Source organism: Acidovorax radicis (genome assembly GCF_020510705.1).
In the GTDB taxonomy this organism is placed as follows: domain Bacteria; phylum Pseudomonadota; class Gammaproteobacteria; order Burkholderiales; family Burkholderiaceae_C; genus Acidovorax; species Acidovorax radicis_A.
Map to the genome: position 1 here is coordinate 1,777,523 of NZ_CP075184.1, position 26,495 is coordinate 1,804,017.

Annotated in this window: 23 protein-coding genes; 2 read left to right on the forward strand and 21 right to left on the reverse strand. The window is 65.4% G+C overall.

Going from position 1 to position 26,495, the window contains the following annotated elements:
* Positions 1-79: 79 nt before the first annotated feature.
* From KI609_RS08125 to KI609_RS08175, 11 genes are all read right to left on the reverse strand, one after another.
* Positions 80-2,257 carry a TonB-dependent siderophore receptor gene (locus KI609_RS08125; RefSeq protein ID WP_226448901.1) on the reverse strand — a complete coding sequence of 726 codons (2,178 nt, stop codon included), beginning with the start codon at positions 2,255-2,257 and terminating at the stop codon, positions 80-82.
* A 124-nt stretch (positions 2,258-2,381) separates the two neighbouring features.
* Entirely contained in the window at positions 2,382-4,511 is a 2,130-nt protein-coding gene (locus KI609_RS08130) for a TonB-dependent siderophore receptor (RefSeq protein WP_226448903.1), read from the reverse strand.
* A gap of 280 nt (positions 4,512-4,791) precedes the next feature.
* Positions 4,792-5,526, reverse strand: a complete 735-nt coding sequence (locus KI609_RS08135) for a DUF4198 domain-containing protein (protein ID WP_226448905.1) — start codon at positions 5,524-5,526, stop codon at positions 4,792-4,794.
* A gap of 201 nt (positions 5,527-5,727) precedes the next feature.
* Positions 5,728-7,965: a TonB-dependent receptor gene (locus KI609_RS08140; RefSeq protein WP_226448907.1), complete on the reverse strand. Its 2,238-nt coding sequence runs from the start codon at positions 7,963-7,965 to the stop codon at positions 5,728-5,730.
* A gap of 29 nt (positions 7,966-7,994) precedes the next feature.
* Positions 7,995-8,249, reverse strand: coding sequence for a hypothetical protein (locus KI609_RS08145; protein ID WP_226448910.1), 255 nt, complete (start codon positions 8,247-8,249; stop codon positions 7,995-7,997).
* On the reverse strand, positions 8,246-9,475 hold the full coding sequence (locus tag KI609_RS08150; protein ID WP_226448912.1) for a PepSY-associated TM helix domain-containing protein: 1,230 nt from the start codon (positions 9,473-9,475) through the stop codon (positions 8,246-8,248). The genes KI609_RS08145 and KI609_RS08150 overlap by 4 nt, the downstream gene beginning before the upstream one ends.
* Before the next feature lie 282 nt (positions 9,476-9,757).
* The gene (locus KI609_RS08155; protein ID WP_226448914.1) at positions 9,758-11,878 is read right to left on the reverse strand and encodes a TonB-dependent siderophore receptor; all 2,121 of its coding nucleotides are present in this window, start codon (positions 11,876-11,878) and stop codon (positions 9,758-9,760) included.
* A 134-nt stretch (positions 11,879-12,012) separates the two neighbouring features.
* Positions 12,013-14,178, reverse strand: coding sequence for a TonB-dependent receptor (locus KI609_RS08160; RefSeq protein ID WP_226448916.1), 2,166 nt, complete (start codon positions 14,176-14,178; stop codon positions 12,013-12,015).
* A 287-nt stretch (positions 14,179-14,465) separates the two neighbouring features.
* Entirely contained in the window at positions 14,466-14,849 is a 384-nt protein-coding gene (locus KI609_RS08165; RefSeq protein ID WP_226448918.1) for a DUF3325 domain-containing protein, read from the reverse strand.
* Between the two features lie 4 nt (positions 14,850-14,853).
* Entirely contained in the window at positions 14,854-16,662 is a 1,809-nt protein-coding gene (locus KI609_RS08170) for a PepSY-associated TM helix domain-containing protein (RefSeq protein ID WP_413463388.1), read from the reverse strand.
* Positions 16,659-16,976, reverse strand: coding sequence for a DUF3649 domain-containing protein (locus KI609_RS08175; protein ID WP_226448920.1), 318 nt, complete (start codon positions 16,974-16,976; stop codon positions 16,659-16,661). The genes KI609_RS08170 and KI609_RS08175 overlap by 4 nt, the downstream gene beginning before the upstream one ends.
* Positions 16,977-17,565: 589 nt before the next feature.
* Between KI609_RS08175 and KI609_RS08180 the strand changes: the two genes are divergently transcribed.
* Positions 17,566-17,799: a hypothetical protein gene (locus KI609_RS08180; RefSeq protein ID WP_226448922.1), complete on the forward strand. Its 234-nt coding sequence runs from the start codon at positions 17,566-17,568 to the stop codon at positions 17,797-17,799.
* Positions 17,800-17,807: 8 nt separating this feature from the next.
* Here the strand turns inward: KI609_RS08180 and KI609_RS08185 are convergent, their stop codons facing one another.
* The 10 genes from KI609_RS08185 to KI609_RS08230 form a co-directional block, all read right to left on the reverse strand.
* Complete coding sequence (locus KI609_RS08185) at positions 17,808-18,500, reverse strand: hypothetical protein (protein WP_226448924.1); 693 nt, start codon at positions 18,498-18,500, stop codon at positions 17,808-17,810.
* Positions 18,500-19,516, reverse strand: a complete 1,017-nt coding sequence (locus tag KI609_RS08190; protein ID WP_226448926.1) for a site-specific DNA-methyltransferase — start codon at positions 19,514-19,516, stop codon at positions 18,500-18,502. Before KI609_RS08190 ends, KI609_RS08185 begins: the two co-directional genes overlap by 1 nt.
* On the reverse strand, positions 19,431-19,682 hold the full coding sequence (locus KI609_RS08195) for a Com family DNA-binding transcriptional regulator (protein WP_226448928.1): 252 nt from the start codon (positions 19,680-19,682) through the stop codon (positions 19,431-19,433). Before KI609_RS08195 ends, KI609_RS08190 begins: the two co-directional genes overlap by 86 nt.
* Before the next feature lie 148 nt (positions 19,683-19,830).
* Positions 19,831-20,370 carry a hypothetical protein gene (locus KI609_RS08200; RefSeq protein WP_226448931.1) on the reverse strand — a complete coding sequence of 180 codons (540 nt, stop codon included), beginning with the start codon at positions 20,368-20,370 and terminating at the stop codon, positions 19,831-19,833.
* Positions 20,360-20,908: a hypothetical protein gene (locus tag KI609_RS08205; RefSeq protein WP_226448933.1), complete on the reverse strand. Its 549-nt coding sequence runs from the start codon at positions 20,906-20,908 to the stop codon at positions 20,360-20,362. The genes KI609_RS08200 and KI609_RS08205 overlap by 11 nt, the downstream gene beginning before the upstream one ends.
* 246 nt (positions 20,909-21,154) lie before the next feature.
* Positions 21,155-21,859 carry a hypothetical protein gene (locus KI609_RS08210; protein WP_226448935.1) on the reverse strand — a complete coding sequence of 235 codons (705 nt, stop codon included), beginning with the start codon at positions 21,857-21,859 and terminating at the stop codon, positions 21,155-21,157.
* Entirely contained in the window at positions 21,826-22,209 is a 384-nt protein-coding gene (locus KI609_RS08215) for a hypothetical protein (RefSeq protein WP_226448937.1), read from the reverse strand. Before KI609_RS08215 ends, KI609_RS08210 begins: the two co-directional genes overlap by 34 nt.
* Before the next feature lie 7 nt (positions 22,210-22,216).
* The gene (locus KI609_RS08220; RefSeq protein WP_226448939.1) at positions 22,217-22,456 is read right to left on the reverse strand and encodes a hypothetical protein; all 240 of its coding nucleotides are present in this window, start codon (positions 22,454-22,456) and stop codon (positions 22,217-22,219) included.
* Between the two features lie 117 nt (positions 22,457-22,573).
* Positions 22,574-23,629: a helix-turn-helix domain-containing protein gene (locus KI609_RS08225; RefSeq protein ID WP_226448941.1), complete on the reverse strand. Its 1,056-nt coding sequence runs from the start codon at positions 23,627-23,629 to the stop codon at positions 22,574-22,576.
* 166 nt (positions 23,630-23,795) lie between these two features.
* Positions 23,796-24,407 carry a phage minor head protein gene (locus tag KI609_RS08230; RefSeq protein WP_226448943.1) on the reverse strand — a complete coding sequence of 204 codons (612 nt, stop codon included), beginning with the start codon at positions 24,405-24,407 and terminating at the stop codon, positions 23,796-23,798.
* Positions 24,408-24,452: 45 nt separating this feature from the next.
* On the opposite strand from KI609_RS08230, the gene KI609_RS08235 reads away from it, so the two are divergent.
* Complete coding sequence (locus KI609_RS08235) at positions 24,453-26,492, forward strand: Mu transposase C-terminal domain-containing protein (RefSeq protein WP_226448945.1); 2,040 nt, start codon at positions 24,453-24,455, stop codon at positions 26,490-26,492.
* Positions 26,493-26,495 lie beyond the last annotated feature (3 nt).

Here is a 26,495-nt window from a genome sequence, read left to right on the forward strand (position 1 = left end):
CTCATGCTTTGATAGCTTCTTGCGCTTTGTGGGTAAGCGCTAGAAGCCATTTTTACTTCAAATCCAACCCGCTGTTCCATCAGAACCGGTAGGTGGACGTCAACGTATACGTCCGCGCCTGCCCGTAGAAGCAATCGCCCCGCGCCAGACATTGCGTGATGTGTACCTTGTCCGTCAGGTTGACCACGTTGAAGGCCACGCGCCAGTCGCCAGCGTCGTACGCCACCATGGCATCGGCCAGCGTGGCAGCCGGGGTGCTGATGGCGCTGGTGCCGCTCCATTGCGAGCCGGTGTAGCGCACGCCCGCACCCACCACCCAGCCGCCGCGCCCCTGGGCTGCAAAGCGGTGGCTCAGCCAGGCCGACGCCGTGTGCCTGGGCACGCTGGCCACGGGCTGGCCCTTGTCGCCTGCGTTGCTGCGGCTGATCTTGGCGTCGGTGAAGGCGTAGCCCACCGTGAAGTCCCACTGGCGGGTCAGGCTGGCCTGCACTTCGGCCTCGAAGCCGTTGACCTTCACTTCGCCGATCTGCAGGCTGTTGAGCGGGTTGGTGGGGTCGCTGGTCTTGCGGTTTTTTTCGCGCAGCTGGTACACGGCGGCAAACGCATTGATGCCCTGGCCTGGGGGTTGCCATTTCACGCCGGCCTCCCACTGCTCGCCGCGCTGGGGCTTGTAGGGGGTGCCATACGCATCAATCCCACCCAGGGGCTGGAACGATTCGGAATAACCCACATACGGCGCCCAGCCGCCGCCCATCTGGTAGGTGATGCCGGCGCGTTTGGTCCAGGCCTTGTTGTCCACGGCGGCGGCCGGGCGGCCTTCGGTATCGGTCTGGGCGCTGTCGTGGCGCAGGCCCAGCGTGGCGGTCCAGCGGTCCCACTTGATCTGGTCCTGCAGGTAGAAGCCCAGCTGCTTTTGCACCACGTTGGGCTGGCGCACCAGCTGCGACGCGGTGGGCGGCGTGAAGTTGCCGTACACGGGGTTGTACACGTCGATGGAAGGTGCCACGGCGCTCCACGATTGCTGGCCGGTGTGGTTGCGCTGCACGTCCAGGCCTGCGAGCAGGGTGTGCTCCGCGCTGCCGGTTTTCAGTTGGCCTTCCAGCTGCGTGTCGATGAGCAGCATGCGGCCGGTGTTGACCTGCCAGGCAGCGTCCCGCACCACGGTGCGGCCATCGTTGTTGAACACGGGCCGGGCAGGTCGCCCCGTAGTCGCGTTGGCCGTGAAGCTGGTGTAGATGGTGCGGTAGTCCACCTCGCTCACAGTGCGGCGCAGGTTTTGGCGCACGGTCCAGTCGCTGTTCAGGCGGTGGCTGAACAGGTAGCCCCAGGAGTTGTTGCTGGTGTCATACGCGTCCCAGCCCGGCTCGCTGATGAAGGTGTTGCGCGGGATCTGTCCGTACGGGCTGGGCAGCTGCGTGCCTTGCCACGGGAAGAAGCCGATGAGCGAGCCGCTTTGGTCCTTCTGGTGCAGAGCCTGCAGCGTCAGCGACGTGTCGGCATTGGGCTTCCAGGTGAGCGAAGGCGCAAACACCACGCGGTTGTCATCCACATGGTCCACCTGCGTGCCGCTGTCGCGCCCCACGGCCACTAAGCGGTAAAGCCACTGGCCGTCCTGGTCGAGCGCGCCGGTCAGATCTGCCGCAATCTGCTTGCGTGCGTTGTTGCCCACCTGCACCTGCACTTCGCGCAGGGTGTCAGCCTGCGGGCGCTTGCTGGTGAGATTGAGCACCCCACCCACGCTGCCCTGCCCGTACAGCACCGAGGTGGGGCCACGCAGAAACTCCACCCGTTCCAGCGTGTAGGGGTCGGGCCGGCTGGTGTTGTAGGTGCCGTAGCTGCGCAGCAGGCCGTCCTGGTACTGCGACACATCGCCGCTGCGTGCCTTGAAGCTGTCCACGCGGCTGTCGAAATAGTTCGATACCGCGCCGGCGGTATACGCCGTCACCTGGCGCAGCGTTTGCACGCCCTGGGCTTCCATCTGGTCGCGTGTGATCACGCTGATGGCCTGCGGGGTTTCGATGAGCGGCGTGTTGGTCTTGGTGGCGCTGAGCGCGCGTTTTGCCACAAAGCCCGTGACGGGGGCTGTGGGGCTTTGCTGCTCGCCGTCGGCATTGACGGTGACGGGGGCTAGCGCCTTCTCAGCCGTTGGTTCGGTGGTGCCAGTGGCCGTGGCCCGCTGCGCGTGGGCGGCGCCACACAGGGCCAGCAAGGCCGCGTGCGCGATGGCGGTGCGGCAGACGGTGATGCCAGGTTTCATGGTGTTGTTTCTCCGATGGTTGAAAAAGAGGTGCGGGTCCGAAGGCGACAGGCGGCGGTCATCACGCGCCTGGCTTCGGGCTGTGTGGTGGGGCGCTGGGGTGCTGGGGCGGCGCGCGTGGCCGTCAGAATGTGTAGTCCAGCGACACCTGCAGGCTGCGCGGCTGGCCTGGCACGACGGCGCCAAAGCCCGCCGTGGTGGCCGTGCCGTCCAGGTAGTAGCGGCGGTTGCCTGCGTTCTTCAGGTTGGCCTGCAGCCGCACGCCGCCTGCAAACTGGTAGCCCACGGCCAGGTCGACCACGGTGTAGCCCGGCAGGCGCCATTGGTTGTCGTTGGCGGTGAACTTGTCGCCCTGTTGCACCAGGCCACCACCGACCCACAGGCCGGGCCATTGCGGCAAGCGGTACTGCGTCCACAGCGATGCGTTGCGGCGCGTGGCCAGCGCAACGCGGTTGCCCACATTGGCTCCGGCCGTGGTGTCTGCCAGCACCTTGGGGTTCTGGAAGCTGGCCTGGGCTGTCACCGTCCAGCCGGGGGTGATACGGCCTTGCAGCTCCAGCTCCACACCCTTGATGCGCTGGCGCGCGGTGAGCACTGAGTAGCCAGGGTGTCGCGGGTCGGTGGCGGGGGCGTTGGTCAGCTGCAGGTCAAACGCCGACACGGTGGTCATCAGGCGCTTGTCCAGCCATTCCTGCTTCCAGCCCACCTCCAGCTGCTTGCCTTCCGAGGGCGGGGCCGATTGCGCTCCCCACACCAGCGTGCCCGAGTTGGCCTGGAACGAGCGCGCATGGCTGGCATACAGCATGGTGCCAGGGCGAGGCTCCCAGCTGATCGCCGCACTCGGCTGTGTCTTGCTCACGTCGGTGACGGGCGTGGTGTAGGCGTCTTTGAAGCGGTCGTGGCGCAGGCCCAGCAACAGGCCGAAATCGCCCAGCACCATCCGGTCTTGCACAAACACACCGGTGTTGCGGGCGTCGGAGGAGAGCTTGCCCACGCCGGTGGAGGCCACGGGGGGCAACAGGCCTGTAACGGGGTTGTAGAGGTCGATAGCGCCTAGGTTGCCCGTGGTGCGCGCGCCGTAGAAGCCCGCAATGGCGCGCCAGTCCAACCCCGCCAGCATCGTGTGCTTGACCGCGCCGGTTTGCAGCTGCGCGCGCAGTTCAGCCAGTGCGGTGTCCGACGTGTAATTTTGTCCCGGCGCCATCCAGTAGGTGCGCGGCACGCGGCCGTTGGTCACCGGGCCCATGGGCGACACGATGTTCACGTTGCGAAAGGTTTCGTTGCGCGACAGATGCACGCGACCTTCCAGCTGGTCCGAAAAACGGTGCTGCAGCTCGGTGGAATAAAAGCGCAGATGGCCGTCGGTTTTCAACCACGGCTCGCCGTAAAACGCGCCCACCGGCAGCACGTCCGCGCTGCGTGGGTTCTTGGGGTCAGGCACGGCCAGCCCCGAGGTGGAGGTGCCGTCGATGCTTTGGGTCTCCGCCTGCGCGCGCCAGACGGTGTCGGGCGTGACCTGCCACTCCAGGCTGCCTGCAATGCCTTGCTTGCGCGGGGTGTTGCCATCCACAAAACTGCCGCCCCGGCTGGCGCCGCCGTCGAGCCGGTAGCGCAGCGTGCCATCGGCGTTGAGCGGGCCAGTCAGGTCAAACTCGGTACTGCGCCAGCCGTGGCTGCCGGCGCCAATCTTCACGGTGCGCAGCGGATCGGCTTGGGGCCGCTTGCTCACGTAGTTGACGAGGCCCCCGGGCGCGACCTGGCCAAACTCCAGCGCTGCCGGGCCCTTGATGACTTCCACCCGCTCGATGTTGAACAGCGGTGGGTCCAGCAGGTGGATGAACTTGGCGCCGTCGCGAAGGAAGTTGTAGGTGTTGTTGGCCCACAGCCCCCGGATGGAGAACTGCGAGTACGAGCCGTAGTACTCGCTGCGCGACGAAACGCCCGAGGCATTGCGCAGCACATCGCGCTCGGTGGTGGCCATCTGCTGCTCCAGCAGCGCGTTGTCGATCACGCTGACCGAGCGCGGTGTCTCCAGCACCGACAGCCCCAGGCGTGAGCTGCTCTGGGCGCGGCGTGCGGGCGTGGCGGCAGCGCCCGCGGTCGAATCGACAACATCCACCTGGCGCAAGGAGGGCGCCGCTGCGGGCGGGTCGGCGGGGTCTGGCGCTGCGCTGGTTTGTGCCAGGGCGGTCCCGCACAGGACCAGCAGGGCGGCGTGGGCCACGGCGGTGCGCAAAAAATTCGGTTGTGTCATAATGCTATGTTTTTTATAGCTACTGGCGCTTGTGTATCAAGCGGTAGGCGGCAATTGGATGCTAAACAGCGGGCCTGAAACGGCCTGCTTGAACCCGCTGGCGTCATTGGCTGGCTGTGGCAGGAAGGCGGGCCGTCGGCAGTCGTGCAGTGAAAGCAGCGCGTGGCGGGCCCCCAGGTGTGGTGGTGCCGGGCGGACTGCAGCGCCGGTGAGCACCGGGCTGTTGGCTGCGCCGCCGCCCGGCGCAGCGGGTGTGCGGCGTGGCGGCGGTCGCTGTGGCTCAGTGGGCCTTGGGGGGCGCTGGCAGGGCGGGCGATGCCATGCCGTCGGCCAGCACAAAAGTCAGCGTGGTCACGTAGCTGGCTTCGCCGTACTTCTCGCCCAGGGCTTCCCCGGGGGTCTTGTCGCTGTGCTTCACCTCGGCCACGTACTGGCCCTTCCAGGGGGTGACGAAGGTCACGATGCCGTCCTCACCCGCCTCGGCTTCGCGCGTCCAGCCCGAGGGGGCTGCCAGCTGCACCTTGGCCTTGGGCAGCGGCGCGCCCTTGTAGACCACCTTGAACTCGCCGGGCTTGCCGGTGGGCACCAGGTCCAGCGGCGCAGTGGGCGCCACGGCTTGCGTCAGGCCCGCCACCCAGCGGGCCGAGGGCTGCCAGTACATCGCGGGCAGGTTGCGCTTGCTGCGGTCGATCAGCGGGTAGGTGGCGGCGGCGAACAGCGTGTCGGGCGTGCCGGCCACGGTGTAGAGGAAGCCGTCCTTGCCCAGCTGGCCGTCCACGCGCTGCGCGGCGGTGCCGGTGCGCTGCTCGAGCGCGGGCACGCCCTTGAACTTGTCCAGCGAGCCCGGCGAGGTCTCGCGCAGGTTTTCGTTGAACTCGCCAAAGTGCAGGCGGGCCTGGCCGCCCGCGTTCTCCAGCCACACCTGGTGGGCGTGGGCGGTGGTGACTGCGGTGAGGGATGCACAGGCGAGCAGGGCGGCAAGCACAGGGGCCTTGAGGCGCAGGGACGAGGACATGGCAGTTTCCTTTCGGTGGTTTCAACAAAAAATGGCGGGCACGCAGCGCTGTGCGCCCCCGCGCATTGCGGGGGCGGCATCACTGTGCGAAAGGGGTGGCTGCCTGCGCCCGGTAGTCAGGCGCTGGGTGGCTTTGTGGCGGTGCGCTGCGTTCGGATGAGCGCGCCGCTGGGGCAGGGGGCTATGTGGGGGCCGGTGGCGTCAGAAGTCCACGCCCACGCTGAGCGACAGCGTGCGCGGTGCACCCACCACCAGGTAGCCCGCGCCGGGGTAGCCGCCCGACGATGCCCAGTAGTTGCGGTTGGTGAGGTTGTCCACGCGGGCGCGCAGCGTGACCAGGCGGCCTTGCACTTCGGTCAGGTAGCGCACGCCCAGGTCCAGGCGGTTCCAGCTGGGCACGCTGATGGTGTTGGTGGCGTTGGCATAGACCGCGCCGGTGTGCACCAGGCGGCCGTCCAATGCCAGGCCGTTCACGCCCGGCACATCCCATTCAGCGCCGATGTTGGCCTGCAGCTTGGGCACACCGATCACGCGGCGGCCGTCGGTGCTGGCAGCGCCCGTGTTCAGCTGCTTGGCTTCGAGCCAGGTCAGGCCGCCCAGCAGGCGCAGGCCCTTCGTGGCCTCGCCCTGCACGGCCAGCTCGATGCCCTGGTGGCGGTCCTTGCCGTTGCTGCGGAAGATGTTGTCGGTGCCCACATAGGCGCGCGGCTTGGTGGTGGAGAACAGTGCCACGCTGCCGCCGAAACGGCCGCCGTCGAACTTCACGCCCACTTCCTTTTGCTTGGCGACATAGGGCGAGAGCATCTCGCCGCGGTTGGCGGCGGTGGAGGGCGCGGTCTGGCCCTGGCTCAGGCCTTCCACGTAGTTGCCGTACAGCGACAGGCTTTTGCCCAGCTTGACCACCGCCGCCAGCAGCGGGCTGGTGCGGCTCTGGTCGTAGCGGTCGGTCTCGGCAGCCGTGCCGTAGGCGTAGTTGGCGATCTCAAGTTTCTGGTGGCGCAGGCCGCCGGTGAGCAGCAGGCGGCTGTCCAGCAGCGAGATCGTGTCGCCGATGGCAAAGCTGGTCAGGCGCGTGCTGCCGGTCAGGCGCGGGTCGGTCAGGTCGCCACCCCGGAAGGCGCCTGCGCTGAAGCCCGGCAGCGGGCTGTACACGGGGTTGTAGAGGTTGGTGGCCTGCGTGTTGGCGAAGTCCATCGCATAGGCGTTCTTCTTGTCGGCACTGAAGTGCGATGCCACCGCCACCCATTCGTGGCCCACGCTGCCGGTCTGCAGCTTGCCGCGCAGGCCTGCTTCGCCGGTGTTGACGCTGTCCTTGCGGGTGTTGTCGAAGCGGTAGGTCGATGCTGCGCCGGTGCTGCTGTTGCTCACCGTGAGGTTGGCCAGCGAGTTGGCTTCGGAGCTGCGGCGTGCGCCGGCTGCGGCCCAGCCGGTCACGTCCTGCGTGATGTCCCACTCGCCGCGCAGCGTGCCGAAGGTGTCGCGCTCGTTCGAATACGTCCAGGGCTGGGCAAAGTTGGTGCCGCCGTCCGGGGCTGTGGGCATCTGCGTGGCGGTGGCACCCAGCGTCACGTTGGTGCGGGTGCTCTTGAGCTTGTGGTCCTGCCAGCCGATGTCGCCCGACAGGCGCACGTCGCGACTTCGCCAGTCCAGGCCCACGGCTGCCAGGCCGAGCTTGACGTCTTCATGGTCCACGGCCGTGCCGCCGTTGTGGGTGGCCGCGTTCACGCGGATGCCCGTGTTGCCGTCGGGACCGAAGCGGCGCGCGATGTCGGCCGCCAGCTGCGTCTGACCGCCACTCGACACGCCGAACGTGACGCGGTTCAAAGGCTCGTTGGGCGCGCGCTTGGGCAGCAGGTTGATCGAGCCGCCGATGCCCCCGCCATTGGGGCTGGCACCGCTCAAAAAGGCCGATGCGCCGCGCAGCACTTCCACGCGCTCGAACAGCTCGGTGGCGATGTACTGGCGCGGCAGCAGGCTGTATAGGCCGTTGTAGGCCGTGTCGTCCGAATCCAGGATGAAGCCCCGGATGAAGTACGCCTCTTGGAAATTGCCAAAGCCACGGGCGACACGCACCGTGGGGTCGTTCTGCAGCACGTCACCCACGCTGCGGGCGTGGCGGTCCTGGATGAACTCGTTGGTGTAGCTGGTGATGGAAAACGGGGTGTCCATCGCGTCCTTGGTGCCCAGCACGCCCGCACGGGCGCCGCGCGCTACCTGGCCCCCGGCATAGGCGGGCGACAGGCCCTGGGCCGATGCATCGGCGCTGGCATTGACCGTGACGGTGGACAGCGTCTGGCCGTCTGCGGCCGTGCGGGTGGCGGCTGTCTGCGCCCAGGCGGGGGCCGCGAGGGTGAACAGCACAGCAGCCGCCAAGGCGGCCGGGGTGCGGGCAAAGCGGTGGCCGCAGGGGGATGTGAGCTTGGAGGAGGCTTGGCGCATAGTGTGAAAAAGAAGGTGTGGTTTGTGGCTCAGAGCGACGCGGAGCGCGCAGGGGCGCTGGAGTTGCTGTCATGGATGCTGATGGACGTGTTGGGGGCAGGGGCTGCCGACACGGAGCGTGGCCAGGCGCACCAGCCCATCACCGCCACCGGAACGCCCAGGCCCACCCACGACCACCAGTCGCCCCAGGTGTTGGACACGAGGGCGGTGGCGAGACCGGTGGTGGTCAGCACGGCCATGGCGATGGGCCCCCCCCACAGCGAGTAAAACGGGCTCGGCTTCATGCGCGGCCCTCCGTGCGGGGCAGCGGGCTGCCGGCGCGTGCTGTGGCCGTTGTGGGCCGGCTGGTGTGGCCTTGCGCGGTGGCGGCGGCCATGGGGCTGGTGGTGCTGGTGTTGCTGGTGTTGTGGGCCTGCACGCCCTTGCGTAGCCACAGATACAGCCCGCTGCCCAGCACGGCGAGGGTGGCGATGTCGAGCAGCGCCCATAGGATCTTCATCGGCATGCCGCCGTAGTCGCCAAAGTGCAGCGGCTGCGACACCAGCAGCGCCGTCAGGTACCACGGCAGCTGGGGCGAGGCGGTGACCTCGGCCGTGCGCGCGTCCACCAGCACGGGCTTGAGCAGGCGCGAGGTGAGCGGCTCGTTGCCGCGCAGGAAAAACGTGTTGTGGTGCGGGCTGGAAAACGCCGTGCCCGGGAACGCAATGAACGACAGCTTGGTGCCCGGCGCCTGGGCCTGCGCGGCCTCCAGCGCCTGCTGCAACGGGCCACGCTCTGCGGCGGGCACGATGGGCTGGCCTTCATAGGGTTTCAGCAGCACCGAGAGCTGGTCGTACTGCCAGTATTTGATGAGCAGATCCGCCCACGTGTTGATCATGCCCGTGCCGCCCACCACAAAGGCCCACACCAGCGTGACGATGCCCAGCAGGTTGTGCAGGTCCAGCCACTTCACGCGCGTGGAGCGCTCGCGCCGCACCTCGCCAAACGCCAGCTTGCGCATGAACGGCGCATACAACACCACGCCGGTGACGATGGCCACCAGCAGAAGCAAGCCCATGAAGCCTAGAAACAGCTTGCCCGGCAGCCCTGCGAACAGGTCTACATGCAGCTTGAACATCACGTGCATGAAGCCCTCGTCAAACCGTGGCTGCGCCAGCACCTGGGCCGTGCGCGCATCCACCGCCACGGATCGGAAGTCGTCGGTAGGCGCCGGGGTGGGCGTGAGCGTGACGAACCAGATGTTGTCGTCGTCCTCGGCATGCGATGCGAACTGCACCACGCGCTCGGGGTGCAGCGCCTGCGCGGTGGCCAGCACCTGGTCGAGGCTGGCGCGCGGCGTGGTGGCGGGCATCGCTGGCGCCTCAACCTCGGTGCCCAGCAGGTGGCCAATTTCGTGGTGAAAGATCAGCGGCAGGCCCGTGAGGCACAGCAGCAGCATGAAGACGGTGCAGACCAGGCTGGACCACTTGTGGGTCCAGCTCCAGCGGCGCAGGGCGGTGGGGCTTAGCATGGTGTGGAGGGGTTGTCGAGGGGGTTGCACCCGCGCATGGCGTTGCCGTCGTGGCGTGCCCCAGGCGCTACAAGCGCGCGGGGCCGCCATGGCGCGCAAGCGGCTTCAAGGACAGGGGCAAGGGAATGGTTCAAGCCAGGCAACCCGAAAACATCAGAGGACGGTGGGTGCTGGCTGCAGCCGAAGAAGAGGCTGTGGCTCGCGGAAACCTAATTTTACATTGCAAATGGGAATGATTCCGTTTTGCAATATTGAACGCTGTGGGGAATACGCAACAGCACCTCAATACCGCGCCTTCAGCGCCACCGTCACGCGGCGGGGTTCGCCATAGAAGTTCTGGCGGCCCATGCCAGAGACCTTTTCGTAGTACGTCTTGTCCAGCAAGTTGTCCACCGTCAGGCTCACCCCCAGGTGGTCGTTGATCTGGTAGGCCACTTGTGCGTTGAGCAGCGCGTAGTCGCCCGACACCAGCCGCAGCGCGCCACTTTGCGCGTAGAACTCGCTGCGATACGCCACGCCGCCGCCAATGCTCCAGCCCTGCAATGCCGGGGTACGGAAGGCGTAGCGGGTAGAGAGGTTCACGCTGTGGCGCGGGGTGACCGGGCTGAACACCTGGCCTTGCTGTGCAGCGGGTGCCTGCAGGTACTTGGTGTCGGTGTAGGCGTAGCCCGCCAGCACATCCCAGCCGGGCGCCACCTGGCCGCTCACTTCCATCTCCAGGCCCTGGCTACGCACCTTGCCGCCTGGGATGGACGCGGTGGTCACCACCGGGTCGGCAATAGCGCGGTCGCTGTCGAGGATACGAAACACCGCCGCATGGGCCTGCAGGCGCTTGTTCAGGAATTCACCCTTCACCCCCAGCTCGACCTGTGAGCCCGTGCGTGGGGGCAGCAGGCTGCCGGCAGCGGTCAGCGCAGACTGCACCACCATCGTCTCGGCATAGCTGGCGTAGGCCGTGGTCTGTGCGTTCAAGTCATACAGTGCCGCCACGGACGGGACGAACTGCCGCCCCGGGTTGGCGGTGGAGGTGATCTTGCCGTCGCTCAGGCGCTCGGTCTCTACCTTGGCCCACGATAGGCGCCCGCCCACCAGCACGCGCGCGCGGTCGGTCACGCTCAGTTGGGCCTGGCCGTACATCGCGTTCTCGGTGCGGCGGGTATCGCTGTCATACCCGGGCAGCGTCAGCACGGGGTAGGGTGCGGTGTAGTTGGGTGCAAAGATGTTGGCGGTGGAGGTGGAGCCGTACACATAGTTGCCGCCCAGGCTGTTGTTCTGGCTGTGGCTGGCGCCCAGCAGCACACGGTGTGTGCGGCCCAGCCACTGTATGGGGGTGGTCACGTAGGCGTCGTAGTTGCGGTCGGTGTTGTCCTGCAGGTAGTCCACCGTTTGCATCTGGTAGTTGCCATTGGCGGCCACGGCCGAGTTGGCGCGGGCGGCGCTGTAGAACGAGTCGCGCTGCACCTGGCGCGCGGCCAGCTTCACCAGTCCACCGTTGGCTAGGCGGTGTTCCAGCTCGGCAAAGGTGTCGGTGGTGTCGAGGTTCTGCTGGTTGCGCGCCAGCCCGGCAAAGGTGGAGCGGGGCACGTCGAGCAGGCGGCCATCGGCGTAGGCGGGTAGGCCCTGGTCGATGGTGGCGCGCACGCGCTGGCGGGTGTGGCCCACCGACAGCGTGGTGGCCGCGTTGATGTCCAGCTCCACCGTGCCGTAGCCCGCTTGTTTGTCGTTGGACAGCGTGTCCACAAAACTCTTGCGCTCATCAGAGACCACCACCAGCCGCCCGCGCAGGCTGCCCGTGGCGTTGAGCGAGCCGGTGATGTCTACGTCGGCACGGCGCATGTCCCACGCGCCTGCGGACAGGTTGGCCGACAGGCCCAGCTGGCTGCGCGCACGCTTGCGCACCAGGTTGATGGTGCCGCCCGGTTCGCTCGCGCCTTGCAGCAGGCCCGAGGGGCCACGCAGCACTTCGATCCGGTCGTAGATGGCGGTGTCCAGCGCCGTGGCAAAGTTGGCGCCCTGCGGGATGGCAATGCCGTCGAGCTGGATGGCACCGATGTCGAACCCGCGCGACTGGATGGTGTTGTAGTTGCCCGCGCCGTCCAGGCGCGTCACGTTCACGCCGGTGGTCTGCTTGACGGCGTCTTCGAGTTTGGTGATGTTCAGGTCATCGAGCCGCTGGCGCGTGATGACGCTGATCGACTGTGGTGTCTCGCGCGGCGACTGCACCCACTTGCCCACGCTCACCTCGCGCGCGGTGTACTGGCCCGAGCCTTCGGTGGCAGCGCTGTCGGCGCCGTCGGTCACCTTCACTTCGGGCAGTGCGGTGGTGGTCTGTGCCTGGGCGTGGTGGGCCGTGGCCATCGTGGTCAGCAGTGAGATCGCAAAGGCCAGTGGGTGCATGCGCATGGTTTTTCTCCTTCTCGGTGTTTGGTTGTTTGCTATCAAATATGAAGCTGCTCGCGCTTATGGATAAAGCGCCAGGGGCCGATTTCATTTGAAAACGTGCACGAATGACGTGCAGGTCCGCTTGGGTGTGGTGGTCAGAAGTGCGTGCGCAGCGTCACCTGCAGCGCGCGCGGCGAGCCCGGCAGGATCAGGTTGTCGTTGCTGCCATGGGCCGACACGTAGTACTTGCGGTTGGCCAGGTTCTTGATGTTCACGTCCACGTCCCACTGACCCAGCGTGTACTGCAGCGCCGCGTCCAGCGTGGTATAGCCGGGCAGGGTGACCAGATTGGTCAGCGAGGTGAAGCGCGCACCCACATGGTTCACGCCGCCGCCCACGCGCAGTCCGTGGCCCAGGTCCTTCATCGCCCACAGGAAGGCCGAGTTGCGCGGCGTGAGCGCTGCCACCTTGCCTTGCGCCGCAATGGCCGCCGTGGGCAGTTGCAGCGATCCCGTGGTGGCCAGCGACTTCGTCATGCGGCCGTCGAGCCAGGCGTAGCCGGTGCTGATATCCCAGGGGCCGGGCAGGCGGCCGTTGGCGGTCAGCTCCAGGCCGTTGGTGCGCTGTGTGCCTACGTTGATCTGGCGCGACGGGTTGGTGGGGTCGGTGTTCTTGATGTTGGTGCGCGTGAGGTTGAAGAGCGCGCCGGTCACGTTGAGGCGGCCGTCCAGCAGGTCGAGCTTCACGCCGATTTCCTTGTTCTGCGTGATCTCGGGTTCGTTAGCGGTGTTGTTGGCGGCCAGCGCAAAAGTCTCTGCTGAGGGCTGGAACGACTTGCTGTACGACACGTAATACGACACCGCATCGCTGGGCTGCCAGACCAGGCCTGCGCGGGGGCTGAACTTCTTGTCAGTGCGCGACAACGCGGAGAGCTTGCGATCAAACTCGGTCTGCTGCTTGAACACGTCGTAGCGCGCCCCCACCAGCGCCTTCCACTGCGGGGCCAGCGTGATCTGGTCTTGCCAGTACAGCGCGGCAGTGTCTTGCGTGGTGTGGCTGGGGATGGCGCTGTCGGCGGTGTAGCTGGCGGCCTGTATCACCGGGGCGGCCACGCCAGAGGGGTTGAAGATGGAGACGCGATCTGTACCGCCCGAGACGGATTCCGCACGCTTCTTCTGCTGGCCCAGCTCCGTGCCCATCAGCCATTCCTGCTTCAAGCCGCCGAGCTGGTTGCGCCAGGTCACGTCGGTTTGGTTGAACAGGCCACTCTCGTCGCGCAGGATGAAAGAGCGTGTGCGGCCCACGGTCAGGTTCACCGGGTTGGTCGTGCCACCTGGCAGGGTGTTGTAGCGGTCCAGCGCGTAGTCGTAGGCACGTGTCACATTGCGCACCGACCAGTCATCGTTGAAGCGGTGGTTGAGCGTGGCCGCCAGCGATTGCATGGTGCTGGTGGTGGTGTCGTCTTGCGCGGCGTTGCTGGAGCCGTAGTAGGTGCTTGCGGGCACGTTCACCGGGCGGCCATTGAGCGCGGGGATGCCGAAGTCGGTCAGGCGTTTGTCGCGTGCGTTGGTGTACTGCAGCAGCAGGTCGGTTTGCGCCGCGAGCTTGAGCGCGAGCGACGGTGCGAAGTTGTGGCGCTTGACGAATTGTTGGTCGCGGTAGCTGCCAGAGTCTTCGACGGCGGCATTGACGCGAAAAGCTGCGGTGTCGCTGATGCCCACGTTCACATCGGCCGTGGCGCGGCGGTAATCAAAGCTACCAAGGCCGAGCGATGCTTCGCCCGAGGTCTCCCCAAACTTGGGTTTCTTGGTCACGCGGTTGATTAGCCCGCCGGACGAGCCGCGCCCGTACAGCACGGCTGCCGGGCCCTTGAGCACTTCCACGCGCTCGATGTCGGCCAGGTCGCGGAAGTACAGCGCGTCGTCGCGCACGCCGTCCACAAACTGGTCGGCGATGGCGGTGAAGCCGCGAATCACCACCTGGTCGCGCTGGCCGTCGCCGTGGCTCATGGCCACGCCGGGCACGTTGCGCAGCACGTCTTCCATCGACCGCGCACCCTGGTCGCGCATGAGCTGCTCGGGCACCACGTTCACGGCCTGGGGCACGTCGCGCAGCGGCGCACTGCCCTTGGTGGCCGTGCTGGCGGCGGCGGGGGCGTAGCCGTCGTCCGCGCCAGAGGATTGCACGGTGACTTCGCCGAGCATGCGCGTGGACTGTGGTGCCGCGTTGGTGGTGGCGTCTTGGGCCAGTGCTGCGTGGCTGAAGGCCGCCAGCAGAGCGGCGGCCAGGGGGGTGAGTGCACAGAAGCGCGAGGGTCGCATGGGTTTCCTTGGGATGCAAAAAAAAGGGGGGAAACAGCGCGGGCCTGGCTGGCAACTGCTTGTGGAGGGAGGCTGTGGAACCAGGCGCGTCGATGGGGTATCAACGGCCGTCAGGTTCCACAGCCTCACGGGGCAGCGAGCTTGCGGGGGGCGGTATGAAAGAACAACAAAAAGACGTGGCGCGCACTACGGCGGGCAACACGCGCGCCGCGCGGGGGCTGCCCGCGCCAGCGGCCCGGCGCGCTAAAAAAAGGCGGTGGTGGAACACGCGGCAATGGCCATCGCCCTCACCACCCCCATGCCTGTGCAAACAGGGCGGCGACGAGTGCCACCGTGGCCAGTGCAGGGGCACGCGGGGGTTGCCAGGTGACCACCGCAGTGACGGCCATCGCCGACACCGACAGCGCCGCCACCCACACCACCACGTTGATCGATGCAGGCAAAGCGCCTGGCGCGCCATCTGCAGGGCTGGTGGCCGGCCACAGCGACAGCAGCAGCATCGCCCAGCCCGCAGGCCGCAGGTAGGCCGGGTGCACCCACGGGTGCTTCAGCCCCGGGAGGTGGGCGCGACGCGGTGCGGGCTCGGCGGTGCCAAAGGCATCTTCATGGTGGCGGTCCATGCCCAGGGCCAGGGCGGTCCAGGCGGCAAAACACAAGAGAAATGCGGACATGGGTTCAACCTCCCGACATCGCCTTGGACGGCGCCATGGCAGCGTTGCCTGCGTGGTCCCCGTGATGGCCGCCGTGATGTGGATGGGCATGCTCTTGGGCATGCGTTGGGGCAGGCGCGTGTTGGGCACCCGTTGGGGCCATTTTTCTGCCGTGCGGTACACGGCCTGGCCGCAGCCGCCAGGCCAGCCAGCCCATGAGCGCCCCGGTGGCCAGGAACGACAGGTCCATGCCCGCCCACATCCACTCGCCAGTGGGCAGCGTGACGCCCAGATGCGCTTGGGTGGTGAGTGCGTTGAGCACGGGCAAGGTCGTCCACACCAACGCCCCGGCGGCCATCGGCACGCTCCACCCACCGCGCTGGGGGCGCACCACAGCGCACCACAGGCCCCACAGCAGGGCCAGGCCCCAGGCGCTGAAGAACCAGGCCAATTCGGTGTCGGCGCGGTGGGTGGTGGCGATCGGCAGAAGGCGGTTGGATGCCAGGTACACGCCACAGGCCAGGGGCAATCCGCCCAGCGTGGCGATGTTGATGGCGCCCACCAGGCGCTCGCCGAACGGCGCGCGTGGGGCGGTGGTGGCGGTGCCCTTGCGCTGCGACTGCGTCTGTTGGCGCGCGCTGCGCTTGACGGTCCACAACACCATGCCCGTGGCAATCATCAGGCTGCCCAGCAGCCCGAAGCCGAACAGCGCCCAGCGCATGCCCGGGCCCGCAAAACGCGCCAGGTGCAGGCCGTACAGCACGCCATAGGTGGTGACGGCAGGGCTGGTGGGATCGGCCTGCTCCAGCCATTGGCCGGTGATGCCGTCAAAAAGGAGGCGCGGTGGGCGGTATTGCAGGCGGTCGCCTTCGTGGCGGGTGACTTCGACCACCACACGGCCTTCGGCGTCGCGGCGCGCCTGCAGTGCGCCAATGTGTCCGCCGTGCCAGCGCGCGCTGGCTGCATCCACGATGGGCTCCAGTGCAATGGGCGGCAACGGATCGACCTTGTCGCCGGGACTGCGCCGCACGCGGCGCTCGGGCTTCTCGCCCTGCAGGTCCGCAAAGTAGGCGTTCGAGTCGATCCCCTTGTCGCCACGGTAGGCGGTGGCAATGCCCGAGGGCATGTACAGCGTGTGAAAGATCATCAACCCGCTGAAGGTGATCATCAGATAGAACGGCAGCACCAGCACGCCGCTGACGTTGTGTGCATCCAGCCAGGCGCGTTGCCCGCCTTTGTTGGGCCGGAAGGTGAAGAAGTCCTTGAAGAAGCGCCGGTGCGTGACGATGCCCGTGAGCAGCGCAATGAACATCATCAGCGTGGCCGCGCCCACCACCCAGCGGCCCTGAAGGGTCCAGCGGCCCTTTTGTGCCGTGCGCAATTCGAAGTGAAACCGGTAGAAGAAATCGCCACCCATGGTGTCGCGCGTGGTGATTGCGTCGCCGGTCTGCGGGTTCATGCGCAGGGTTTCAAAGCGGCCGTTGCCTGTGTCGCGCCACAGCAGCGTCACGGCGGGGTCGCGCTCATCGGGCATACGCATGATCCACTGCGTGACATCGGGCACCTGGCGCAGCAGCGCGGCCAGGGCTTTGGGTGCGACGTGGGCGTCGGCGGCAGGCAGGCCGTGCGTTTCGGGCCGCATCCACAGGTTGAATTCGTTCTTGAAGAACGACAGCGTGCCGGTCAGAAAGATGGCAAACAGCAGCCAGCCCAGCACCAGCCCGGCCCAGGTGTGCAGCCACGACATGGCCTGGCGAAAGCCTTCGCGGTCTTTGGGTGTTTTGGCCGAGTGGAGCGCTGCGGCCGCCGGTGTGGGGGGCATGTGGTGGTTCATGCGGCGGTCCCCATCCATTGCGTCCATTGCGGGGTGGTGGCGTATGCGCCCAGGGCCAGCGCCGGCAGCAGTGTGCCGCCCCAGGCGCCCCAGGCCGTGCGTGCATAAAACGCCCAGGCTGCTGCCAGCGCATAGGCCAGCCAGGCCAGCATGGTGGCTGTGAGCACGGCCTCCACACGGGGCATGAATGGCGCCAGCCCCAGTGTCAGTGCTGCCGTGAAGCCCGCAGCCAGTGCATACCCGCCTGCGGCGGCGGCCAGGGTGCGCGAGGTGATGGCCAGGCGGTAGCGCCAGTCAGCGCGCGCCGTCTTCATGGCTTTTGCCCCGCCGGGTTGGCAGAACACGACGGTTCATTCAGGGTGGGAGGCATCGCCCCGGTGAGGCGGGGGCGGGCAGGGCGGCGCGGCATGGGGGGACAGCTCCAGACAGGTTTGCACACAAACGCTGGCTGCAGCGGATGGGCACTGGGCCCTGGCTGACTGGCTGGCTACCAAAGAAAAAGAAAGACGTCACTTGCTTGCCCATGGCGCGTACACGGCGTGGCATGGCTGCCACCGTGGGCGAGGCGCCCGAGGCTTTGGCAAAGTGGGTGACAGCGCATTCTACTTTTGTTGAGAAGCATTCGCATTTAATGAATGGAGACTTCGATCGGATTGATGTGCAGTTGCAACAGTGTGTGAAGGTCGCGAGGTCGGTGTAGCCCCTTTGCTGCACGTTAATGGCGCGCCGCGCGCTTTGGCACTAATTTACGTTGCTTTTGGCGCTAGTTGACGCGGTCTTTGGCGCTGCTTTAAAAGCAAAGCCCGCCTCCGGGACGAAGTCGCAGCTACGTCAGCAAAACTCCTGACTCGCACTTTGCGGGGTCCTTCCCTAGAGTCCGACCGACTTTTAGGAGCCCCTGCAATGACAACTGCCCCCCAATCCAAAGCCTCCCTCGTGCGCGATCACATGGCCGCTGGCCGCTGGGCCGAGGCCGTCCGCCTGGCCGCATCGTTCCCTCGCCTGGACAAGCACCGTGAGGCGATCCTTGACGCCCGCACGGCCTATACCAACCCTCGGTGGTTGGCCCAGGTCGGCATGGACCCCGAAGCGGCCAAAGAGGCCGGTCACGCAGCCTTGCGTGAGCGTTTTGCCTGATTGCCCCTTCAGGCACCGACGTTCCAGAACAACGCGCCAGGCCCCGCCTCGGCGCGTATGTACTCCCAGGCCTTGGCGTCATAGCCCGCAGCGCTGGGAAACGGCGGAAGCACCTTGGCCGCCCGGCCAAAGGGCAGCGGATGCACGATCCGCCTCGCCCGGCCTGTATCGCACCCCTCCTTACCCACCACCACCGCCACAAAACGAGCCTCTGGCCACGCGAGCTGCAGCGCCCGCGTGAGGACTCCAGAGCCCGCAACGCTCCACACCTCGGCGGGCTGCAGGCCGGTAGCCACGGCAGCCTTTGCGATGGCGCATACGCTCGCGGCGTCCTCTACGCCAAAGGGGACCAGGAACGCACCCCGCTCGGCCGCATAGGCCCTTGCACGAGCCTGTACCACGGATAGGTAACCGCAGGGCACAGGCACAACGGCGGCGCCAGCTTGGGCGGCTTTCATGGTTAGCGGATGCGGCACCTTGCGCGCGGCCGTGAAAACGGTAGCCCGGCGCCCAAGAAGCCGGGCGCAATGCGCCAAGGCCACCTGAGCGTAGCCCTGGGCCGGGCTTGCGTAGACGAACTCGGCCGCCGATTGCGCCTGCATGATGGGCAAGATGGCGCGCATCTTGGTCCCGCCGGGCAGCAGATCGTCTCGGACGACCCATGTGCCCCCATGCACTTCAATGATGGGCGGCGGCAACACTATCGCACCGCTCCACAAGCGGCCGTAGCGCGCTTTGGATCGCCCTTGACGAAAACCAGCACCTGCTGGTGCGTTTTTCCAAGTTTGCGCGAGATATCAAAGCCCCTGCCGACGCGTATGGGCAGCGAGCCAGACTGGGTGACCAGGATGGCTTCGTTATACAGCCGCGCGCCTGCATCTCGGAAGGCGGCGATGGTGTCGCTCACAAAGCCCCGGTACAAGCCTTGGGTGTCTCGTATATCGCCCACCACGAAGCAGGCAAAACGGTCCTGGCGCAGCATGGCCACGGACTCCTTGATGATCTGGCGATAGGTATGAAGAAACCTTGGATAGCGCATGGTGGACAGGTCCGCCTTGTCGTCGCTGTACCGCTCCAGACTGCCATAGGGTGGGCAAGAGAACAGCAGGTCTGCCTGCGTTCCAGGCAGCGCCTGGCGCACGGCCAGCGCATCGCCTTGCACCCAGCGCGGAGACGGCATGCCGGGTTGGCAAAGGTCGGCCCACTGAGCACGGTTCGCCTCAATCTGCTCAGCGCGCAGGTCTACGCCCGCGTATTCGCGGCCAGTGGCTGCCGCCACAATGCCGCGTACCGAGCCGCCCGAGAAGGGATCGACCACAAGGTGGCCCGGCGCAGAGAACCAGCGGTAGACCAGTTCACACAACACGGGATCGAACACGCTGGTGCCCTGTTGTTTAACCTTCTCGGGGTGCGCTTGTGCGAACTCGGCCCACGTCGCCTTGCGCCCAATGGTGGCTTCGAAGGCGTTTTTCGCCGCATAGGTGGCGGGAGGCTGGGCTGATGCAGCAAACAGAAGTTGGCTACTGCGCCCCAGCTCGGACTGGATTCCGGTGGCGAGCCAGGCCGCCTTGCGTTCACGCCACCATCCGGTGCGGGCATCCAGCAACGAGAACGGCACTGAAAGATAGCGATCAGCCAGGGAAGGGTTGCCCCCGCCGCTGATGATCATGCTGGGGCTGAGCGGTGCGAAGGTCGGGAAATTTGCTTTTTTCGTCATGCGAGATATTTAAGTGTTCGACGCTCGCATGGCGTTCTGGTGAATAGGCGCTCGGGGCGCTCTGGAACTGATTCAGTGTCCCGCAGCGCGGGCACTTGATGGAAAGCTGGGCAAAGATGCCCTCGCCCAATTTACGGCGGCAGCTGCCGCATCGGATTTCATTCATTGCAAGCCAGTTTCTGTAGGTGAAACATCCGATAGACTCGCCGCACTCTGTACAGGGTGGCGGGCCTTGTCGGCTTGCAGGCGTGTTCTGCAGGTTGGGGTTTGGCCTGGTGTTAGCGCACCTGGCCAGGTCGCCCGTCTTTTGTGTGTCAGGCCTCTATAGCGAAGACCTTCACCCCGTGAAATCGCATCTGCGCCTCGGGCGGCAGGTCCGCATTGATCACCTCCTCGCTCACGTCCCACACCCGCGAGTCGTCGAATCGGACTGTGAATGAAATCACCCCCTGCACCATGCTGGCTAGCAGCACCCGCTCGCGCCCGTCGCGCGATCTGATGGGCATGCGGAACGAGTCATCAATGGGTAGCACCACGTCGCCAGCGCGCAGCTCGGCTGCGAATGAAAGCGTGGAGCCAACGCGCACTGTGATGTCCGTGAAGTCCTCAGACGCCACCATGCCTGGCATGTCCGCCTGCACAGCAGTGATCACGATCTCCGGCTGTACAGGCGCAATCAAGGGAATCGGCCGTGTGTAGGGCACGTCGACCCAGGCCACACCGGACCAATTGGCCCGCAGCTCGCCTTCTGCATTGGTCGTTGATAAATTCGCGGGAGCCACAGGCGTCGTGCGCGGCGCTGCATCATGCGATGTGCCCGCGTACCAACCCCAGAGGTCGAATTCAAAGTTCATAGTAAAGCTCCAGTCCGTTGTCCACATCCGTCTCGATGGGCGCGCCGCACACCAGCAATCGGCCATTGGGCTGCAGCATCAGCTCGCAGTACGCCGGTGCCGTCGCAAGCTCATAGCCATGGGCATGCAGGCGCCAAGCGATTCCATCCGAGGTGCTCAAGATCGTCGGCAAGTACGCGGTGTCTCGCCTGAGAATCACGGGCACGTGCAACATGCCACCTTCCTCAATGCCGGTTTGACCGACCAATTGGATGGTGCACCCCGCTGGCAGTGGCAACCGGTACGTCGCGGCCAGACTCCAGGCGCTGGCATCTGTGCTGGTCAGGATGGCGATGTTGCCGGTCGTGTCATATCCAAAGGCGATAAATTTGCCCCCCACCGTGTACAGGCGGCTGATGGGCAGGTGCGTCATCGCACAGGCCGCACCAAGGGCCGTGCTTGCACCCGTGAAGTTCACGCCATCCACGCTGACAGCCGCGCGGCTGTTGATGCCTGATGGAGCCACAGCCAGATAGCGAGTGCCGTTGTAGGCGAGCAAGGAGTAGCTTTGGCTCGCGAAGGTCCCGTCAGGAAACGACGACGCCGGCATAAACGCTTGCGTGGTCGCGTTCCAGCGGTAAAACGACCCAGAACTAGCCGGGGTGTATTGGTACATCAAAAATTCGCCTGCCTTCAACACATACAGTGGCCCCGATGCGACGATGGTCCACGCTACGCCGTTGTTGACCGAGCGATACTCCCTGGCGCCGTTCAGGCGCCCTTCGCGCCGCTGGGTGTGTGCGGGTCAGGCCACCACGGCCTTGGTGAAGGCGCGGCAGTCGGTCACTGCGCCGCCGTAAATGTGGCGAATCTTGTAAGTCAGCTTGTCGGCAGAGAACATGGAGCCCACGTTGGGCGTGTCCTGCACAAACAACTCAGGCTCTTGTCGGCCGTCCAGGAAGCCCATCTCAATGCCTGGGATGTCGGCCGGATCAGCAGCCGTGCACCAGTCGTTGGCATCGGTCCAGTACCAGACGGGAATGATGTTCATCGTCAGCGACTGGATGAACGTCTTCTCGTTGTTGGTGGACAGCTTGAACAGGTCGACGGCGGCCTCCTGCAGGTCGGCAGGCACCACCAGACGGGTGGGGGCAATGCCGATGCGGTCGTTACTGCTCAGCTCGGTCTGCTTGAGCATTGCCAGGCGGTGCACCGCCAGCTCGGCCTTGGACAGGGCCGCCGTGAACAGGTTGCCGTGGTCCACATGGAACAGCGCCTTGGCGTCGTAGATCACCGCATTGCTGCGCAGGAAGTCGAACACGAACTTGGCGAGCGTGCGCTTGGCGGCGCGCGACAGCTTGGTGGGGATGCGGCGGATCACACCCACGTCGTCGTTCTTGATCATCTCCAGCGTCACTTCTTCCTTGCCACCGCGCTTGTCTGCCTTGTAGGTGGCCTCTTCGTCGCTCGGGCTGGTCAGCGCCTGGTAGTCAGCGCCTTCTGCCACCACGGGCAGGTCGCCATAACCACGTACTGCTCGACCACCTCGATGGGAGCACCCAACACGACCTGGTCAGACCCAGCCACATGCTTGAACGAATAGGCGTACTGGAAGTGCTTACCGTCCAGCTCGATCACGGCGCGGTCGCTGTAGATGGCCGACAGGCTGCAATACCGACGCTGCTCGGGCAAGCGACCGCTGTTGATCTGCTCGGAGATCGCAGCGCGCACTACGTCGATGAGCTGGCGGAAGTCGCGCTCCGGGGCAGCAGCGGCTTCGCGCAGTGCGGCATCCACCGCCGCACCCGTGCGCAGACCACCGCAGGCCGCCAGCGCCGCAATGAGTTGAGCCCAGTTCATGCTGGGCTTACTCGCCTGCGTCGGTCAGCTTCTGGCCGTCCTTGGTGACAACGACCACGTATGTGCCGTAGTCGCGGAAGGACAGGACCTCGGAGGCCTCGACGGCCACCTTCTTGGGGCGGTGGATTTTGGCGCCATCTTTGCCGTCGACGTACTCGACAACGGTGCGCTTGACGCGCTTGGCGGCCTCGGCCGCTGTCATCTGCTTGGCTTCAGCAGCGGGGTCTTTGGCGTTAGGGTCGGACATTGATCACTCCATCGGATGGGCCGCAACAGCGCGGCGGTTTTGATGGAGTGACTGTGCCGGGGGGAGGCACAAAAACTAAGGCCAGCATCTGCTGGCCCTAGTCCACGAGATGGTTGCCTACGAGATTCCAAGTAGCTGAGCGGCGCTAACCTTTGGTATCGGACTCGTACCCGTCGAGGCGACCCGTTCTCCAAAAACGCTAACGCAAGAAGCGATAGCTTGTTCAAATAGAGCATTTTGCTGGGCTGCTGATTGAACCCAGCGATGATGAAGAGGAAGACCACCAGAGCAACCGGTGGTAATGAGTACTTCAAGTCCCGCTTCAAGCGGTTCAGTAAACGTAAACTTTAGTCTCGCAGTATCTTGCTGCGAGTAAGGGCCTACACGGTTACCCTCCAGCGCCAAACATGCGCCACGGCGATGCACTAGCGGCGCGTCAGTTTGCCAACGAGCACCGTCAGCGGGAAAAACCTCCAGCTTGGACGTTTCGCCACCTATGCTGCGCACGTCCCATGCAACAAAAGCGTCTCTGGCTACGACAGGTGATTCATTACATAGTACAAGTCTTACGCAGACCTCAATCAGACGTTCTCCGCGCGCGTAAACATAGTTGGCATATTCGATGACATAGTCGGGAAAGACACTCGCGTTTGGACGGCGACCAAACATGCCCGCCAATATGACGTGTGGCACGGGTTTAAAGCTGGATCCTGAGCGGAAGTAATATGTGCCGTCAATCACTGAGTGATGAGGAGCCCCTTGGCTGTGCGGCACCAACGTTGCCACATACCCTGCGTTTTCTCCAGTGCGAATCGGGTGAGATCGCACCCCTGTCATTGACGGGGTCGTGAGGCCCGATACAGCGTCGTCAATCCAACCGGCAAACCTAACGGCATTCTCGAGCGGCTTTCGCTCACATGCCGCGTCGCTTCCTCTGCTGCTCCCCGTGCCGATGCCCCACACGATGAGACCACCCTCAGTGTTGCCGAAGCCAGAAAATGCTTTCCCGAGTATTTTTCGATCATTGTCGTGAAGTTTCGTTCCGGCGCCGCTATCTGAAGATTGCTTGAAATCAAGAAAGGCTTCTTCGTTGTGCCTCTCTGCAATCATCCGCTCGATAGCATCCACGCCGCCGGTCTCAAGCTTCCAAAAAAGGTCTTCCGCGCGTCCCATTTTTCTCTCCGTTCCTAAATTGGCTTCCCAAGTCACCGTTCGGTAACGGTCAGGATAGTGTTTAAACCCGCTTTAAATCGCCCGACGGGCTGGTTCGGCTGAAATTTCCAAGGGGTACCCGCACCAAACCTGTTTAAAGCGACGTAGCCCACGCCGCGCCAGCCCCTCACTCCTTGCGCCGCCCCGCCTTCTTCGCCGCCTGGTCAAGCGCCGCCTTCCTTCCATCCAGCTTCAGCTCCAGCTCGCTGAACGGCTTGGCCCCAGGCGTGGCCACAGCCCATCCCTTTATATATGGGATAGCAATGCACCCGCAGTTGATCACCTGCTCGGGTGGGGCCTTGGGGTCGTGGGGGCACTGCATCAGGTCGATGCCGCCCCCTGCGTTGGGCACTTTGAAAGCCTTGTCGGCATCCACCACCTGACCGTCCATCAGGTCATGTGTCCAACGGCTGTGAATCTTGCCGCTGCGCCGCCACTGTTTGCCCAGGCCTGGCACCAGGGGCGCGGCCTGCACCAGGCGCTCGTTGGCGGCCACGGCAAAGGCGCGGCTGACCTCGGTACGAACGATGGTGGTGGCCCTCCTCGTCGATTCACTCTCCAGCAAAGCCTGGATTGCCTTGATGGCCTGGAAGGGGGTGATCCCCCCCACGGTGACCAGGCCGAGCTGCTGACCGATCTTGCCCAGGGCCTCGGTGGCTACATTGTTCAAGCGCTCATGGGCAAAGGTGCGCATGGCAGCCAGCACCCGGGCATCGAGTGCGCCCAGTCGCATCTCCACGCCCAGGCCTGCAGCGCCCAGGGGCTTGTCTACTAGGTCTTCGCCTTGCTGCCAGGCAGCGCGCAGCGCCTGGTGTCCTTCGCCCCGCCGCAGTCACCGCTGCCCGCGCCACTCGTGCCCATGCCCGAGCCAACGCGCCGCCCGCCCAGCCTGACCGACAAGGCCACCGCAGACGCTCGCATGCTGCTGGTCAATATGGTGCTGGACCTGGAGCCACTGCACGGCGTCAAGCGCGCTTGCGCCACGGTGGCGTTGCAGTTTGCCAGCGGCCAGGCCAGCACCGATCTGCAAGCCACAGCCCGCGCCGCCAACCAGCGTGCCCGTGCCGACCAGGTCAGCGCCCGCACGCTGGAACGCTACCTCTCCATCTACCGCACCAATGGCTGGTGGGGCCTGCTGCCAGCACCCGCGCCCGAAACCTCGCTCAACAACATAGAGCAAGACGTAGCCGCTGTGCTGGGCCTGTTTCACAGCCGCGATGCACGCTTTCGCAAGCTCTCGGGTGCGGCCAAAGAAGTGACCCGCCAACTCGGCCGTGACTTCGATACCTGGAATGCGCTTTACGCCCGCGCCCGTCGCGCCCTGGACAAGCTGGGCAAGAACCACCAGGCCAGCGTGCTCTTGATCAAGGCCCGTCATGCACCCGGCGCGCAGCGCGATGCCAAGCTGCCCTTTAAACACCGCGATACCAGCATGCTGGACGCCAACGATGTCTGGCTGATCGACGGACACACGGTCAAAGCCAAGGTGCGCCACCCCGACCACGGGGCCCCGTTTGCCCCAGAGCTGACGATCTGTATCGACGCTGCCACCCGTCTGCTCACTGGCTGGTCAGTCAACCTGTCGGAAAACGTCCGCGCGGTGGGTGATTCTCTGCGCCATGGCGTGGGCCAATGGGGCGTGCCCGCCATCCTCTACGGCGACAACGGTGCGGGCGAAACAGCCAAGCAGATGGATTGCCCGATCGACGGCTTTTGTGCGCGCCTGGGTATCGACCATCGCACCGGCATCCCTGGCAAGCCGCAAGGCCACGGCATTGTGGAGCGTGTGCACCAAACGCTGGGTATCAACCTGGCCCGCCAGTTCGGCAGCTACCAGGGGCGCGATGTGGACGGCGGCACCTTCCGCAAGGTGGCGGCCGAGCTTGCCAAAGAGCAGCGTGCTGTGCGCCGCGCCGAGCAAACCGGCGAGGTGGTGGTGCTGAGCAAAAAGGTTCCGACCTGGCAGCAGTTCATCGACGCGGTCAAACAAGCCGTGCACGAATACAACCACGAGCACCGTCACCGTAGCCTGCCCAAGCGGGCAGACGGAAAGCACATGACGCCCGTCGAAGCATGGGCCGCCAAGATCAAGCCAGAAGAGCAGATCACGCTGACGCAAAAGGAACTGCGCCAGATGTTCATGCCCGCCGTGTTGCGCACAGCCCAGCGCGGCCAGGTGACGTTCTTCAATCAGACCTATGCAGCACCAGAACTGATGCGGCGCGATGTGGATGGCCGCCAGGTGAGCGTGCGCTACGACATCCACGATCCCAGCTTTGTGCAGGTGTACACGCTTCAGGGCGAGTTCGTCTGCGAGGCCCTGTTCGACGCCAGCCGCCTGGCTATGTACCCGACTCCCGTCATTGACATGGCGAAAGACAAGCGGGTGCAGGCCGCCATCAAACGCCGCCAGCAACAGATCGATACGGCTCTGCGCGAGCTGCGCCCCACCGTGGTGGGTGCTGACGACAACGTTTACCTGTCAGGGCCTGCCGCCCCAGAGGCGCTGCCCTTCGTGGAGGTTGTTTCCTCCGTCCCTCCCTCTCTTGCCTCCACCGGCGAGGCTGCGCAATCGCAAACCGCAGGGCTTGCGCTTACGGGTGCAGCTTCGGACAGGCCTTTCTTCGACACGTTCAGCGACCGCTACGAGTGGCTTATCGCCCATCGCAGCGCTTGGTCGGAACAAGACATCGCTTGGCTGCACGCCTATGTGGCCAGCGATGACTACGAGGGGCTGGCTGGCTACTACGCGGCGCGGGGCTTGGAGTGGGATGACGCGGGCCTGAACGGTAAAGACATGCCCGGTTTTAAGAGTGCTCTGTGACGG

Coding starts and splice junctions, on each gene's coding strand:
- KI609_RS08125 (WP_226448901.1), bottom strand. CDS start 2,257: ATGAAACCTGGCATCACCGTCTGCCGCACCGCCATCGCGCACGCGGCC.
- KI609_RS08130 (WP_226448903.1), bottom strand. CDS start 4,511: ATGACACAACCGAATTTTTTGCGCACCGCCGTGGCCCACGCCGCCCTG.
- KI609_RS08135 (WP_226448905.1), bottom strand. CDS start 5,526: ATGTCCTCGTCCCTGCGCCTCAAGGCCCCTGTGCTTGCCGCCCTGCTC.
- KI609_RS08140 (WP_226448907.1), bottom strand. CDS start 7,965: ATGCGCCAAGCCTCCTCCAAGCTCACATCCCCCTGCGGCCACCGCTTT.
- KI609_RS08145 (WP_226448910.1), bottom strand. CDS start 8,249: ATGAAGCCGAGCCCGTTTTACTCGCTGTGGGGGGGGCCCATCGCCATG.
- KI609_RS08150 (WP_226448912.1), bottom strand. CDS start 9,475: ATGCTAAGCCCCACCGCCCTGCGCCGCTGGAGCTGGACCCACAAGTGG.
- KI609_RS08155 (WP_226448914.1), bottom strand. CDS start 11,878: ATGCGCATGCACCCACTGGCCTTTGCGATCTCACTGCTGACCACGATG.
- KI609_RS08160 (WP_226448916.1), bottom strand. CDS start 14,178: ATGCGACCCTCGCGCTTCTGTGCACTCACCCCCCTGGCCGCCGCTCTG.
- KI609_RS08165 (WP_226448918.1), bottom strand. CDS start 14,849: ATGTCCGCATTTCTCTTGTGTTTTGCCGCCTGGACCGCCCTGGCCCTG.
- KI609_RS08170 (WP_413463388.1), bottom strand. CDS start 16,662: ATGAACCACCACATGCCCCCCACACCGGCGGCCGCAGCGCTCCACTCG.
- KI609_RS08175 (WP_226448920.1), bottom strand. CDS start 16,976: ATGAAGACGGCGCGCGCTGACTGGCGCTACCGCCTGGCCATCACCTCG.
- KI609_RS08180 (WP_226448922.1), top strand. CDS start 17,566: ATGACAACTGCCCCCCAATCCAAAGCCTCCCTCGTGCGCGATCACATG.
- KI609_RS08190 (WP_226448926.1), bottom strand. CDS start 19,516: ATGACGAAAAAAGCAAATTTCCCGACCTTCGCACCGCTCAGCCCCAGC.
- KI609_RS08195 (WP_226448928.1), bottom strand. CDS start 19,682: ATGAATGAAATCCGATGCGGCAGCTGCCGCCGTAAATTGGGCGAGGGC.
- KI609_RS08200 (WP_226448931.1), bottom strand. CDS start 20,370: ATGAACTTTGAATTCGACCTCTGGGGTTGGTACGCGGGCACATCGCAT.
- KI609_RS08215 (WP_226448937.1), bottom strand. CDS start 22,209: ATGAACTGGGCTCAACTCATTGCGGCGCTGGCGGCCTGCGGTGGTCTG.
- KI609_RS08220 (WP_226448939.1), bottom strand. CDS start 22,456: ATGTCCGACCCTAACGCCAAAGACCCCGCTGCTGAAGCCAAGCAGATG.
- KI609_RS08225 (WP_226448941.1), bottom strand. CDS start 23,629: ATGGGACGCGCGGAAGACCTTTTTTGGAAGCTTGAGACCGGCGGCGTG.